Genomic DNA, 13648 nt, shown 5'->3' with positions numbered 1-13648 from the left:
GTCCGCAACCCGGAAACGAAAAAAGCGCCTCAAAGGCGCTTCTTTCTTAATTGGTGGGTCGTGCAGGATTGCCTCGGCCCTTCCAGGGCCTCGCCCTCCGGGTGATGCTGACGCATCAGCCTGAATCGTCTGGCGATTCAGTCGAACCTGCTGCAGGTTCTCACCCTGCACGGTAAAGTCCGTGCCCGGAAAACGAAAAAAGCGCCTTAAAGGCGCTTTTTTCTAATTGGTGGGTCGTGCAGGATTCGAACCTGCGACCAATTGATTAAAAGTCAACTGCTCTACCAACTGAGCTAACGACCCGCTGGAGCCTTACAACCATTCAGCACGCCGGGCGGCTGAGATAAGATGGTGGGTCGTGCAGGATTCGAACCTGCGACCAATTGATTAAAAGTCAACTGCTCTACCAACTGAGCTAACGACCCATCTTAGGTTGTGAAGCAATGCTGAAGTGTTCTTCTTAAAACAGCGCGGTAACAGTGCGTCTGAAGGAGATGGTGGGTCGTGCAGGATTCGAACCTGCGACCAATTGATTAAAAGTCAACTGCTCTACCAACTGAGCTAACGACCCATCTTCAGGCTTACCAGACACATTGCAATGTGTCCCGGCAACGGCGGCATATATTACTGATTTAGCGGGGTAGCGCAACTCTTATTTCTGCTAAATGCTTCAGTTGCTTACCTTTCATACGGCAAGACCAGAAATCACACGATATCTGGTCTGAACCGGACAAATTACAGGCTTGCGAGACGTTTTTGCGCCTGTTTAGCAGATTCGGTGTCTGGATAAAGTTTGATCACCTGCTGGAAGACCGCTTTGGCTTTCGCCGTGTCTTTCTTCTCCTGCATGATGACACCCACTTTCAGCAACGCTTCTGCAGCTTTCGGCGACTTCGGATAGTTCTTCACCACCGTGGCGTAATAATACGCCGCGTCGTCCTTTTTGCCTTTGTTGTAGTTCAGCTGACCCAGCCAGTAATTCGCATTCGGCTGATAGGTCGAATCAGGGTAACGTTTTACCCACGCCTGAAGCGCGCTAATCGCCTGGTCATACTGCTTCTTCTCCAGAATCAGCGCTACAGCCGCATTGTAATCGCTGTTAGCGTCACCGGTCTGCGCAGGAGCGCTCTCCGTGGATGCTGCCGCGCCTGCGGTAGCTGCTGCGCCGGTATCTGCTGCGGCATCGCTGCCAGCGGCCTGTTGCCCGCCGCTGCTGCTGGCGCTGCTCAGGCTGTCAATCTGCTGGTAAAGCTGCTTCTGCCGCTCAACCACCTGATTCAACTGATACGAGTTTTGCTGGATTTGCCCACGCAGCGCATCGATATCACGCTGGTTATCGCTCATCTGCTGCTGCAATTGCTGCATCAGCTGTGCCTGGGCATTAGAGATTCGTTCAAGAGTGGTGACACGGTCTTCGACCGAGCCGGAGCCAACGCTACTGATTGACGCTTGGGCATTAGCGGCCCAGGGGGCCGCTACGCCAATCAGTAACGACAGACTCAACAGATGACGTCTGAAGTTACTAACCATGTGATTCTCTTAGTAGACCAGTACGGCACGACGGTTTTTAGAATACGCTGCTTCGTCATGACCCAGAACGGCTGGCTTCTCTTTACCGTAAGAAACGATAGACATCTGATCAGCCGACACGCCTTTACCCTGCAGGTACATTTTAACGGCGTTAGCACGACGTTCGCCCAGGGCGATGTTGTATTCCGGCGTACCGCGCTCATCCGCGTGACCTTCGATGGTCACTTTGTATGATGGGTTGCTGCGCAGGAAGGTCGCGTGCTGATCCAGCATCTGTGCGTAATCAGACTGAACGTCATACTTGTCCAGGCCGAAGTACACGATGTTGTTCTGCTGCAACTGCTGCATCTGCAGACGAGCCTGCTCGTCAGAAGACATGTTGCCGCCGTTACCGTTCATACCAGAGTTTGCACCGTAAGCGCCATCAGCGCCCATGCCAGTCTGGTCATTGTTGTTGTTTTTGTGTGAGCTACAAGCCGCTACTGCCAGAACCGGCAGAGCCAGCATCAAACCCTTCAGCACTTTGTTCAGTTGCATTTCAAAAATCCCATTATTGTTTATTGTTTGCGATGTCTGAATTGTCAGACATTACAGATACGGCGACCAGGCAGGAAATTTGACCTGTCCATCAGTTGCCGGAAGACGCGCTTTGAAACGACCGTCGGTTGAAACCAACTGCAGCACGGAACCCATCCCCTGAGTAGAGCTATAGATTACCATTGTGCCGTTTGGTGCCAGGCTCGGCGTTTCATCCAGGAACGTGTCCGTTAACGTTTGAACGGCTCCCGTTTCCAGATCCTGTTTGGCGACGTGTTGAGCACCACCGCTGGTGCTAATCATCACCATAGATTTACCATCTGTTGCGACATCCGCATCCTGGTTCTGACCCCCTTCCCAGGTAATACGCTGTGGCGTGCCGCCATTCAGACCGACTTTATAGATCTGAGGCGCACCCGCCTGATCCGAGGTATAAGCCAGCGTCTGGCTGTCCGGGAACCAGGTTGGTTCAGTGCTGTTATAGCGACCATCTGTCACCTGACGCGTCTGACCTGACCCCAGATCCATCACATAGAGGTTCAGGCTGCCGGTTTTAGAGAGCGCGAAAGCGAGCTTAGAGCCATCTGGCGAAAACGCCGGTGCACCGTTATGACGTGGATAAGAGGCGACCTGACGGATAGCACCGTTAGACAGCGTCTGAACCACCAGCGCAGATTTGCCGCTTTCAAAGGTCACGTAAGCAACTTTGCTGCCATCCGGAGACCAGGCTGGCGACATCAGTGGCTGTGGTGAACGATGTACCACGAACTGATTGTAACCATCGTAGTCAGCGACGCGCAGCTCATACGGGAACTGACCGCCGTTGGTCTGCACGACATAGGCGATGCGGGTACGGAAAGCTCCTTTAATGCCGGTCAGCTTCTGGAACGTCTCATCGCTGGCCGTGTGGGCAGCATAACGCAGCCACTGTTTAGTCACTTTATACGAGTTCTGTGCCAGTACAGTACCTGGCGCACCGCCGGTATCAACCAGCTGGTAAGAAACCTGATAGCTGCCATCCGGGTTAGAAGCGACCTGACCGACGACAACGGCATCAATGCCGAGCGCGCTCCAGGCGGCAGGCTGAACTTCCTGCGCGCTGGCAGGCTGCTGAGGCAGACGCGAGCGATCCAGTGGATTAAATTTGCCACTGTTGCGCAGGTCAGCCGCTACGATGCCGCCGACATCTTCCGGCGCGGCACCCGCACCCGCCCATTTAAACGGCACCACGCCAATAGGGCGCGCAGTGTTGACACCCTGGGTGATCTCAATTCGAACTTCTGCATGCAGCATGGCTGCCCACAGCAGGATAAAAAAGCCTAACGTAACGCGAAGAGCTTGCTTCATTTTATCTCCCTTATCTGAACCTCAGTCCACGATAATTGGCACTGTTCCTGGAAACCACGAGTACAACTTAAGTACGGCAAGCTAAACATAGAACAACTTGCCGCCCGTTACTGCATTATTGCGGTTTAAAACGCATTGGGGCGTTTTTAAACACTTCGTAGACCGCCTGCGAAGGCGGCTTCGGAATGCGTGCCTGTTTAGCGGCAGCAATTGCGGCCTGACAGAGCGCAGGATCGCCCCCCTCTGACTTAACATCGATTAACAAGCCATCAGGCGCAAGTTTAATCCGCAAATCGCAGGTTTTTCCGCGATACAGATCGGCATCGTAGAATCGACTCTGAATCGCACTGACAACCTGCCCCATATAGGAGTTGATTTCCGCGCCTGATGCGCCCGCTTTCTTCTGGTTTCCCTGCCCTGCTGCGCCACCTGAAGTGCCGCTTTTCGGTGCATTTTTGCCGGAAGCGAGTCCACCCAGTAAATCATCGACATCGCTGTCATTGGCGGCATCCGCTGCGGCTTTCGCTTTCGCATCTGCTTTGGCCTTAGCAGCAGCATCCGCTTTTGCTTTGGCTGCCGCATCGGCTTTGGCTTTTGCCGCAGCATCGGCTTTCGCCTTCGCAGCCGCTTCTGCCTTCTCTTTAGCCGCTTCTTTAGCGGCCTCAGCTTTCTCTTTCGCCGCCTCTGCAGCTTTCTCTTTCGCTGCCTCGGCTGCTTTTTCTTTGGCTTCAGCAGCTTTTTCTTTCGCCGCTTCGGCCGCTTTGGCTTTTGCCTCCGCCGCCGCTTTCACTTTGGCTTCGGCTGCCGCTTTTGCATCCGCTTCAGACTTTGCTTTGGCTTCCGCGACGGCTTTTTCTTTTGCCGCGGCAGCAGCAGCGGCTTTCGCCTGCTGATCAGCCTGCTTCTTTGCGTCGGCTGCGGCCTGCTTCGCCTGCTCGGCGGCGGCTTTTGCCTGTGCATCCGCCTCGGCTTTTGCATCTGCTTTCGCTTTGGCTGCCGCCGCTTCAGCGGTTTTTTGCTGTTCCTGAGCCTGTTTCGCGGCATCGATAGCCGCTTTCTGCTGCTCAGCCTGCTGTTTAGCCTCTTCTTTCGCCGTTTCCTGCGCGGCTAAACGCTCTTTTTCCAGCGCTTTCAGACGCTGCTGTTCAGCAGCCTGTTTCTGTTGCAACTCTTCAGCCTGCTGCTGCGCCTGCTTTTTACGCTGCTGCTCAGCCCGCTGGCTGTCGCTCTGCTGGTTCTGCTGACGATTGTATTGACTCACGACGGCACCGGGATCGACCATCACTGCATCGATATCACTGCCGCCGCCACCCGCACTGCTGGGGTCAACGTGCTCATTAAACGAGCTCCAAATCAGCAGCGCGATCAGCACGATATGCAGAATCACCGAAATGATTATCGCGCGCTTTAACTTCTCGTTTTGCTCGGTTGCCTTCGACACACTCGGTTCCCAAAAAACGGTTCGATTTTAAATCGGCTGCGTCATCAAACCGACAGATTTAACACCCGCCTGATGAAGCAGGTTGAGCGCTTTAATAATTTCATCGTAAGGCACTTCTTTCGCGCCCCCAATCAAAAAGACCGTCTTAGGATTCGCTTCCAGTCGACGCTGCGCTTCGCTGATGACCTGCTCAGGCGGGAGTTGATCCATGCGGTCGTGATCCACGACCAGGCTGTACTGCCCCACGCCCGCCACTTCGACAATTACCGGCGGATTATCATCGCTGGAAACCGTTTTAGAGTCGGTCGCATCAGGCAGATCCACTTCCACGCTCTGGGTAATAATGGGTGCCGTCGCCATGAAGATCAGCAACAGCACCAGCAGGACGTCCAGTAGCGGAACGATATTGATTTCCGACTTCAGGTCGCGGCTTTTGCGACCACGTACTCTGGCCATCATTAACCTCTATTTACTTAGCGCTATCGCTGGAGAAAGCCTGGCGATGCAGGATGGCAGTGAACTCTTCCATAAAGTTGTCGTAGCCCTGCTCCAGTTTGTTCACGCGCTGGTTCAGACGGTTGTACGCCATGACCGCCGGAATCGCGGCAAACAGACCGATAGCGGTCGCAATCAGTGCTTCAGCGATACCCGGTGCCACCATCTGTAGCGTCGCCTGCTTCACCGCGCCCAGCGCGATAAAGGCGTGCATAATTCCCCAGACGGTACCGAACAGCCCGATGTAAGGACTGATAGAGCCGACGGTACCGAGGAATGGAATGTGGTTTTCCAGTGCTTCCAGCTCACGGTTCATTGAGATGCGCATAGCACGACTCGCCCCGTCAATGACCGCTTCCGGCGCATGATTATTGGCGCGATGCAGGCGGGCAAACTCTTTGAAGCCGGAATAGAAAATCTGCTCCGAGCCGCCCAGTTCTTCCCGGCGCTCCTGGCTCTCCTGATACAGGCGCGAGAGTTCGATACCGGACCAGAATTTGTCTTCAAACGCCTCCGCTTCTCTTCCCGCCGCATTCAGAATACGTGTGCGCTGAATAATGATGGCCCAGGAAGCAATAGAAAAGCCGATCAAAATCAACATGATAAGTTTGACCAGAAGGCTCGCCTTCAGGAACAAATCAAGAATGTTCATGTCAGTCACTGCTTGAACTCCGCGACAATAGACTTGGGAAGCGCAATCGGCTTCATCAGATGTGGGTTAATGCAGGCAATCAGGACTTCTGCCTCATTGAGCACTTTGCCTTCAGTATTCACGATACGCTGCGTGAACGTCATGGTAGCCCGTGTCATTGAGGTGACCTCACTCTGGATCTCCAGAAGGTCATCAAGACGCGCCGCCGCCAGATAGTCCACCGATATGCGCCGTACCACAAAAGCGATCTGCTGTTCTAACAGCGTCTGCTGATTGAAATGGTGCTGTCGCAACATTTCGGTACGTGCTCGTTCATAAAAAGCGATATAGCTGGCGTGATAAACCACACCACCGGCATCAGTATCTTCGTAGTAGACCCGAACCGGCCAGCGAAACAGCGTTGTACTCACTCTACATCCCGGCCTCGTTTTAAACGTTGCTACTATACGCAAGAGAATTGGGGTTGGGAATGGGTCGCCAGAGCCAGGCGAAAATAATTATCGCTCCGTAACAAACGGAACGATTTCAGAGAGATTTATTGACCAGATGCTGACAAATATTCACTGACAGCGCGGGTAAGCCGGGGGATTAAAGGTAAAAACGGTAAAGCGCAATCAATAACACCAGCAGAGCCGGTAACGGCGTAAACAGCGCCTGCCATCGGGTTTTGCATGGCCGGAAACCCACACCATGAATTATTCCGCAGCAGACCGCCCAGATCAGCACCAGCCCCTGCAGAGCAGGAAGCTGGCCCACCTGATTGGCAAAACGGGTCGGATCCCACATCACGCCGCCCGCCGTCAGCAGCGCCAGCAGCAGTGAAAGGGCCCGTAACGGGCCCTTATCCATCAGATCATAGAGCATCCGAACTGGCGTGCGCATCAGTGAGTCTCATCCTGCGCTTCAACGTGTTCAATCGCCAGCGCGGTCACGATACCAAAGGCACAGGCCAGCAACGTGCCGAGAATCCAGGCAAAATACCACATGCGACATCTCCTTTATTAATAGAGTGAGTGACTGTTGCTTTCAATCTGCTCTTTGGTAATACGGCCAAACATCTTCCAGTAGCACCAGGTGGTGTAGATCAGAATGACAGGCACGAAGATAGCGGCGGCCACGGTCATGGTTTGCAGCGTCAGCAGACTGGATGTTGCGTCCCACATTGTCAGGCTGGTCCCCGGTACGGTGCTGGATGGCATGATGAACGGAAACATTGCAATACCAGCGGTCATGATGACGCAGGCCAGCGTCAGTGATGAGAACAGGAACGCCCAGGCACCCTTCTCAACCCGCGAGCAGAGTACGGTAAGCAGCGGCAGCACCGAACCAAGCAGCGGGAACAGCCACAGTACAGGATGGTTCTGGAAGTTGACCATCCAGGCACCCGCTTCGCGCACGACGGTTTTTCCCAGTGGGTTCGAGGCAGCGAAGTGATCCATTGTGCTGGTCACCACATAACCATCAATACCGTATTTCACCCACATACCCGCCAGGATGAAGCAGACCATCATCACCAGCGCGGCAAGTTGTGCAGCGGTACGCGAACGCAGATGCAGTTCGCCAGTGGTGCGCATCTGCAGGTAGGTTGCGCCCTGTGCCAGAATCATCGCCACACTGACCACCCCCGCCAGCAGGCCAAACGGATTCAGCAGCTGGAAGAAGTTGCCGGTATAGAACAGGCGCAGATACGCATCGGCATGGAACGGCACGCCCTGTAACAGGTTGCCAAAGGCCACGCCAATCACCAGCGGCGGCACGAAGCTGCCAATGAAAATGCCCCAGTCCCAGGCACCGCGCCAGCGGTTATCTTCAATCTTCGAGCGGTAATCGAAACCGACCGGACGGAAGAAAAGCGACGCGAGCACCAGAATCATCGCCACATAGAAGCCTGAGAAGGCCGCCGCGTAGACCATTGGCCAGGCGGCAAACAGTGCGCCACCCGCGGTGATCAGCCAGACCTGGTTACCGTCCCAGTGCGGGGCGATACTGTTAATCATGATGCGGCGTTCAGTATCGGTGCGGCCCAGAATGCGAGTCAGCATCCCAACGCCCATATCAAAACCATCTGCGACAGCAAATCCAATCAGCAGCACGCCAATCAGCAGCCACCAGACAAAGCGCAGAACTTCATAATCAAACATGGTCGCTCTCCTTATCCCTGAACCGGCTGAGTGGTTGCCGTGATCTGCTCATGATGATATCGCCCGGTTTTCAGGCTGCTCGGCCCAAGACGGGCGAATTTGAACATCAGGTACATCTCTGCCACCAGGAACAGCGTGTAGAGTCCGCAGATCAGGATCATTGAGAACAGCAGATCGCCAACAGTCAGCGAGGAGTTGGCCACCGCGGTCGGCAGGATTTCACCGATAGCCCAGGGCTGACGACCATACTCGGCTACGAACCAGCCTGACTCGACGGCAATCCACGGTAAGGGAATACCAAACAGTGCCGCTTTCAGTAACCAGCGGTTTTTGCCGACGCGATTGCGTATTACGCTCCAGAAGGAGAGCGTGATAATGCCCAGCAGCAGTACGCCACACAGCACCATGATGCGGAATGCAAAATAGAGCGGTGCTACGCGCGGGATAGAGTCCTGCGTCGCCTGTTTGATCTGCGCTTCGGTCGCATCCGCCACATTGTCGGTATAGCGCTTCAGCAGCAGGCCATAGCCGAGATCCTGCTTGTGGCTGTTGAACGCGTCACGTACTGCGGGATCCTGACTGCCGCTGCGTAGCTCATTCAGCAGCGTGTAGGCTTTCATGCCATTACGGATACGCACTTCATGCTGAGCCATCAGATCTTTCAGGCCGGTAACCGGCTTATCGATGGATCGGGTCGCGATCAGGCCCAGCAGCCATGGGATCTGCACGGCGTACCGGTTCTCCTGCGTTGCCTGATCGGGCAGGCCAAACAGCGTAAATGAGGCTGGGGCTGGCTGAGTTTCCCACTCCGCTTCAATAGCGGCCAGCTTGGTTTTCTGCACGTCGCCCATTTCATAGCCTGACTCATCGCCCAGCAGGATCACGGAGAGGACCGCCGCCATGCCAAAGCTGGCCGCAATAGCGAACGAGCGTTTAGCAAAAGCAAGATCGCGCCCTTTCAGCATGTACCACGCGCTGATGCCCAGAATGAACATCGCGCCGGTGGTGTAACCGGCCGCAACGGTGTGAACGAATTTCACCTGCGCCACCGGGTTCAGTACCAGCTCTGAGAAGCTGACCATCTCCATGCGCATGGTTTCGAAGTTGAATTCAGAGGCGATGGGGTTCTGCATCCAGCCGTTAGCAACCAGAATCCACAGCGCGGACATGTTAGAGCCTAGCGCCACCAGCCAGGTCACCGCCATGTGCTGCACTTTACCCAGCCGATCCCAGCCAAAAAAGAACAGGCCGACAAAGGTCGATTCCAGGAAGAACGCCATCAGACCTTCAATGGCGAGCGGCGCGCCGAAGATATCGCCAACGTAGTGAGAGTAATATGACCAGTTTGTTCCGAACTGAAATTCCATGGTCAGGCCGGTAGCGACACCCAGCGCAAAGTTAATACCAAATAACTTGCCCCAGAACTTCGTCATATCTTTATAAATTTGTTTACCGCTCAGGACATAGACCGTCTCCATGATCGCCAGCAAAAACGCCATACCCAGCGTTAAAGGGACGAACAGAAAATGGTACATCGCTGTTAAGGCAAACTGTAACCGCGACAGTTCGACGATATCTAACATAAGGACTCCTTGCTCCTCGCTTTGTCTCCGTCACGCGCGCGATCAGAACGAACGTAATCAGAGTCAGGAACGACTGTTTATTGATTCCAGTTTTTTTATGACCAGCAGAACAGATCTGTGAGCTGCCCGAACAGACGAGTAGCGAATGAAGCAGCTCTGAAAATTGTCAATCCGCGCTTTCATTAACGCGTGCTTTAACAGGAACAAAGCGGGTGTCACCCCGGGTTGAGCAGACGTCTGAAATTTTGTGTATAAGGCTGGATTGATGCAGCGCAATTTACGCTCTTAGCATTGCGCTTTGCCAGCGATATAGTTGGATATAAATCGCGATTAATTGATCTGGATTAACGCAATAAGTTTCCAGATAGAGTCAGGCGGGTTTCTTGTTAATGAGATGTCATTAATGAAATAAGACGGGAAATAATAGTTTACCTTTACCACTTTTTATTAACGTAACTAAACCTGCATGGTTATCTGACCATACCCTTTTCTCTTTAAATGTCTGAGTGATGTCTGTGCGTTACCGACATAAAAAAAGCCACCCGGAGGTGGCTTAATCTCAGATGACGCGGACTTATTTTGCCGGTAATACGGCTTTAACTGCGTCACCGATGTCAGCCAGGCTGCGAACGGTCTTCACGCCTGCGGCTTCCAGTGCAGCAAATTTCTCATCTGCTGTACCTTTACCACCGGCAATGATGGCGCCCGCATGGCCCATGCGCTTGCCTTTCGGCGCGGTTACGCCAGCAATATAGCCCACAACAGGTTTGGTTACGTGCTCTTTAATGAAGGCTGCCGCTTCTTCTTCTGCGCTACCGCCGATCTCACCGATCATCACGATAACTTCAGTCTGTGGATCATCCTGGAACATTTTCAGGATGTCGATGAAGTTAGAGCCTGGGATCGGGTCACCACCGATGCCGACGCAGGTTGACTGGCCGTAGCCGATATCAGTGGTCTGCTTAACCGCTTCATAGGTCAGGGTGCCAGAACGGGAAACGATACCGACGCGGCCCGGCTGGTGAATGTGGCCCGGCATGATGCCGATCTTACATTCGCCTGGGGTGATTACGCCCGGGCAGTTTGGGCCAATCATCCGCACGCCTGCTTCATCCAGCTTCACTTTCACAGTCAGCATATCCAGCGTCGGGATACCTTCGGTGATGGTGATGATCAGTTTGATGCCCGCTTCGATCGCTTCCAGGATGCCATCTTTACAGAAAGGCGCCGGAACGTAGATCACGGTGGCCGTTGCGCCGGTCGCTTCTACCGCTTCGCGTACGGTGTTAAACACAGGCAGGCCGAGATGCGTCGTGCCGCCTTTGCCTGGCGTTACGCCGCCAACCAGCTGAGTGCCGTAAGCCAGCGCCTGCTCAGAATGGAAAGTCCCCTGGCCGCCGGTGAAACCCTGGCAAATGACTTTGGTGTTTTTGTCGATCAGAATGGACATTATTTACCCTCCGCGGCAGCAACAACACGCTGTGCGGCGTCTGTCAGGCTGGTTGCTGCAATGATGTTCAGACCGCTGTCCGCCAGTTTCTGTGCGCCCAGCTCGGCGTTATTACCTTCCAGACGTACCACCACTGGCACGTTAACACCCACTTCAGCGACTGCGCCGATGATGCCGTCGGCAATCAGGTCACAGCGTACGATACCGCCAAAGATGTTAACGAAGACGGCTTTAACCGCATCGTCAGACAGGATGATTTTGAAGGCTTCGGTCACGCGCTCTTTCGTTGCGCCGCCGCCGACATCAAGGAAGTTAGCTGGCTGACCGCCATGGTGCTTAACGATGTCCATGGTGCCCATCGCCAGACCTGCGCCGTTAACCATACAACCGATATTGCCTTCCAGCGCAACATAGTTCAGTTCCCACTGTGTCGCATGCGCTTCACGTGGATCTTCCTGGCTTGGATCGCGCATTTCGCGCAGTTCTGGCTGGCGGAACAGGGCATTGCCATCGGCGCCCAGTTTGCCATCCAGGCAGATCATATCGCCCTGTTTGGTAATGACCAGCGGGTTGATCTCTACCATCGCCAGATCGCGCTCCAGGAACAGCGTTGCCAGACCCATGAAGATCTTAGTGAACTGACCGACCAGCTTACCGGTCAGGCCCAGTTTGAACGCCAGTTCGCGGCCCTGATAAGGCTGTGGACCGGTCAGTGGATCCAGCGCCATTTTGTGGATCAGGTGCGGGGTCTCTTCCGCCACTTTTTCGATTTCCACGCCACCTTCGGTGGAGGCCATGAAAATTACGCGACGCGTTGCGCGATCGACCACAGCGCCCAGGTAGAGCTCCTGATCGATGTCGGTTGCCGCTTCAACCAGAATCTGGTTTACCGGCTGGCCGTTTGCGTCTGTCTGATAGGTCACCAGACGTTTGCCCAGCCAGTTTTCAGCAAATGCGCGAATCTCTTCTTTGCTGTTAACCACTTTCACACCGCCCGCTTTACCGCGGCCACCGGCATGAACCTGACATTTAACTACCCACGGGCCTGCGCCAATTTTAGAGGCTGCTTCTTCCGCTTCACGTGGTGTAGTACAGGCGTAACCCGTTGGGGCCGGCATGCCATACCGTGCAAACAGTTGTTTCGCCTGGTATTCGTGTAAGTTCATGATGTTCTATCCATTCAGGTCTGAAAAGAGTATAGAGGTTGGGCGCGCGAGGCGCGCCCGGTGAAAATCAGACATCCAGCAGCAGACGCGCCGGATCTTCCAGCATCTCTTTCACTGCAACCAGATAACCCACTGATTCACGGCCATCGATCAGACGGTGGTCGTAGGAGAGTGCCAGATACATCATTGGCAGCACCACAACCTGACCATTGACCGCCATCGGGCGATCCTTGATGGCGTGCATGCCCAGGATGGCGCTCTGCGGTGGGTTGATAATCGGGGTGGACATCAGGGAACCAAATACGCCGCCGTTGGTAATGGTGAAGTTACCGCCGGTCAGATCGTCCACTGTCAGCTTGCCGTCACGGCCTTTCACTGCCAGCTCTTTGATTTTCTTCTCAATGTCCGCCATGCTCAGCGCATCAACGTCACGCAGAACCGGTGTCACCAGACCGCGTGGCGTTGAGACCGCGATGCTGACGTCGAAATAGTTGTGGTAAACCACATCTTCGCCATCGATGGAGGCATTCACTTCCGGGTAACGTTTCAGCGCTTCAACAACCGCCTTGATGTAGAAAGACATAAAGCCTAGACGTACACCGTGACGCTTCTCGAAGGCCTCACCATACTGCTTACGCAGATCCATGATGGGCTTCATGTTGATTTCGTTGAAGGTCGTCAGCATCGCAGTGCTGTTTTTCGCTTCCAGCAGACGCTCGGCAACACGCTTACGCAGGCGGGTCATCGGCACGCGTTTTTCGCTGCGATTCGCCACGGGTTGCTGCACGGCTGCAGTTTCTGCCGCAGGTGCGGCGGCTTTAGCGGCTTGTGGTGTGTTGGCCAGATGTTTTTCAACATCTTCACGGGTCAGACGTCCGCCTACACCGCTGCCTTTGATCTGCGAAGCATCAAGGTTGTGTTCCGCAATCAGACGGCGGATGGCCGGGCTGAGCGCATCGTTGCTCTCTTCTTCCAGTGACGCAGTCTGACGCTGAGCCGGGGTAGACTCTTTGCTTTCAGACTTCGCGCTGGTCTCTTTACCGGCGCTGTTGCCCTCTTTCAGACGACCCAGAATCTGACGTGAAGTGACGGTGGCACCCTCTTCTTCCAGAACCGCTTCCAGAATACCGTCAGCAGAGGCTGGCACTTCCAGCACCACTTTGTCGGTTTCGATTTCGACCAGCACTTCATCGCGAGTTACTGCATCGCCTGGTTTTTTGTGCCAGGTTGCCACGGAGGCATCGGCAACCGATTCAGGCAGGTCGGGAACGAGAATATCTACGCTACTCATTATCTTTCCTTTTAA

At 54.4% G+C, this 13648-nt stretch carries 14 protein-coding genes, 3 tRNA genes and 1 other RNA gene; all 18 read right to left on the bottom strand.

What is annotated here, in order from left to right; all coding sequences use genetic code 11:
* Nucleotides 1–51: 51 nt before the first annotated feature.
* The 18 genes from QSK07_RS17830 to odhB all read right to left on the bottom strand — a co-directional run bounded on the left by QSK07_RS17830 (nt 52) and on the right by odhB (nt 13633).
* Nucleotides 52–185, bottom strand: a non-coding RNA gene (locus QSK07_RS17830) — RtT sRNA.
* Nucleotides 186–227: 42 nt separating this feature from the next.
* Nucleotides 228–303, bottom strand: a tRNA-Lys gene (locus tag QSK07_RS17825).
* Between the two features lie 46 nt (nt 304–349).
* Nucleotides 350–425: transfer RNA gene (locus tag QSK07_RS17820), tRNA-Lys, on the bottom strand.
* 70 nt (nt 426–495) lie between these two features.
* Nucleotides 496–571 (bottom strand) — tRNA-Lys (locus tag QSK07_RS17815).
* A gap of 164 nt (nt 572–735) precedes the next feature.
* On the bottom strand, nt 736–1530 hold the full coding sequence (cpoB, locus tag QSK07_RS17810; protein WP_033782347.1) for a cell division protein CpoB: 795 nt from the start codon (nt 1528–1530) through the stop codon (nt 736–738).
* A 9-nt stretch (nt 1531–1539) separates the two neighbouring features.
* A complete protein-coding gene (pal, locus tag QSK07_RS17805) occupies nt 1540–2067 on the bottom strand; it encodes a peptidoglycan-associated lipoprotein Pal (protein WP_003853135.1) in 528 nt (175 codons plus the stop codon).
* Nucleotides 2068–2118: 51 nt separating this feature from the next.
* On the bottom strand, nt 2119–3414 hold the full coding sequence (gene tolB, locus QSK07_RS17800) for a Tol-Pal system beta propeller repeat protein TolB (protein ID WP_285720829.1): 1296 nt from the start codon (nt 3412–3414) through the stop codon (nt 2119–2121).
* Between the two features lie 115 nt (nt 3415–3529).
* Complete coding sequence (tolA, locus tag QSK07_RS17795) at nt 3530–4855, bottom strand: cell envelope integrity protein TolA (RefSeq protein WP_285720830.1); 1326 nt, start codon at nt 4853–4855, stop codon at nt 3530–3532.
* Nucleotides 4856–4882: 27 nt separating this feature from the next.
* Nucleotides 4883–5311: a colicin uptake protein TolR gene (gene tolR, locus QSK07_RS17790; protein WP_013357153.1), complete on the bottom strand. Its 429-nt coding sequence runs from the start codon at nt 5309–5311 to the stop codon at nt 4883–4885.
* A 13-nt stretch (nt 5312–5324) separates the two neighbouring features.
* Nucleotides 5325–6011, bottom strand: a complete 687-nt coding sequence (gene tolQ, locus QSK07_RS17785; protein WP_003853142.1) for a Tol-Pal system protein TolQ — start codon at nt 6009–6011, stop codon at nt 5325–5327.
* Nucleotides 6008–6412 (bottom strand): tol-pal system-associated acyl-CoA thioesterase, encoded by a 405-nt coding sequence (gene ybgC / locus QSK07_RS17780; protein ID WP_010260759.1) that lies wholly within the window; start codon nt 6410–6412, stop codon nt 6008–6010. The genes tolQ and ybgC overlap by 4 nt, the downstream gene beginning before the upstream one ends.
* A 178-nt stretch (nt 6413–6590) precedes the next feature.
* Nucleotides 6591–6884, bottom strand: a complete 294-nt coding sequence (gene ybgE, locus QSK07_RS17775) for a cyd operon protein YbgE (protein WP_275219881.1) — start codon at nt 6882–6884, stop codon at nt 6591–6593.
* On the bottom strand, nt 6884–6988 hold the full coding sequence (cydX, locus tag QSK07_RS17770; RefSeq protein ID WP_013357150.1) for a cytochrome bd-I oxidase subunit CydX: 105 nt from the start codon (nt 6986–6988) through the stop codon (nt 6884–6886). Before cydX ends, ybgE begins: the two co-directional genes overlap by 1 nt.
* A 15-nt stretch (nt 6989–7003) precedes the next feature.
* Nucleotides 7004–8143: a cytochrome d ubiquinol oxidase subunit II gene (cydB, locus tag QSK07_RS17765; protein WP_285720831.1), complete on the bottom strand. Its 1140-nt coding sequence runs from the start codon at nt 8141–8143 to the stop codon at nt 7004–7006.
* Nucleotides 8144–8154: 11 nt separating this feature from the next.
* Nucleotides 8155–9726, bottom strand: a complete 1572-nt coding sequence (gene cydA / locus QSK07_RS17760; protein ID WP_061061929.1) for a cytochrome ubiquinol oxidase subunit I — start codon at nt 9724–9726, stop codon at nt 8155–8157.
* Between the two features lie 574 nt (nt 9727–10300).
* The gene (gene sucD, locus QSK07_RS17755; RefSeq protein ID WP_003853148.1) at nt 10301–11176 is read right to left on the bottom strand and encodes a succinate--CoA ligase subunit alpha; all 876 of its coding nucleotides are present in this window, start codon (nt 11174–11176) and stop codon (nt 10301–10303) included.
* Nucleotides 11176–12342 carry an ADP-forming succinate--CoA ligase subunit beta gene (gene sucC, locus QSK07_RS17750; protein WP_098051196.1) on the bottom strand — a complete coding sequence of 389 codons (1167 nt, stop codon included), beginning with the start codon at nt 12340–12342 and terminating at the stop codon, nt 11176–11178. The genes sucD and sucC overlap by 1 nt, the downstream gene beginning before the upstream one ends.
* Before the next feature lie 67 nt (nt 12343–12409).
* The gene (gene odhB / locus QSK07_RS17745; RefSeq protein ID WP_098051197.1) at nt 12410–13633 is read right to left on the bottom strand and encodes a 2-oxoglutarate dehydrogenase complex dihydrolipoyllysine-residue succinyltransferase; all 1224 of its coding nucleotides are present in this window, start codon (nt 13631–13633) and stop codon (nt 12410–12412) included.
* Nucleotides 13634–13648 lie beyond the last annotated feature (15 nt).

The organism is Pantoea sp. QMID4 (assembly GCF_030270445.1).
Lineage (GTDB): Bacteria > Pseudomonadota > Gammaproteobacteria > Enterobacterales > Enterobacteriaceae > Pantoea > Pantoea vagans.
The sequence above is the reverse complement of the archived record's forward strand: the minus strand, read 5'-3'. Positions and strand labels throughout refer to the sequence as shown.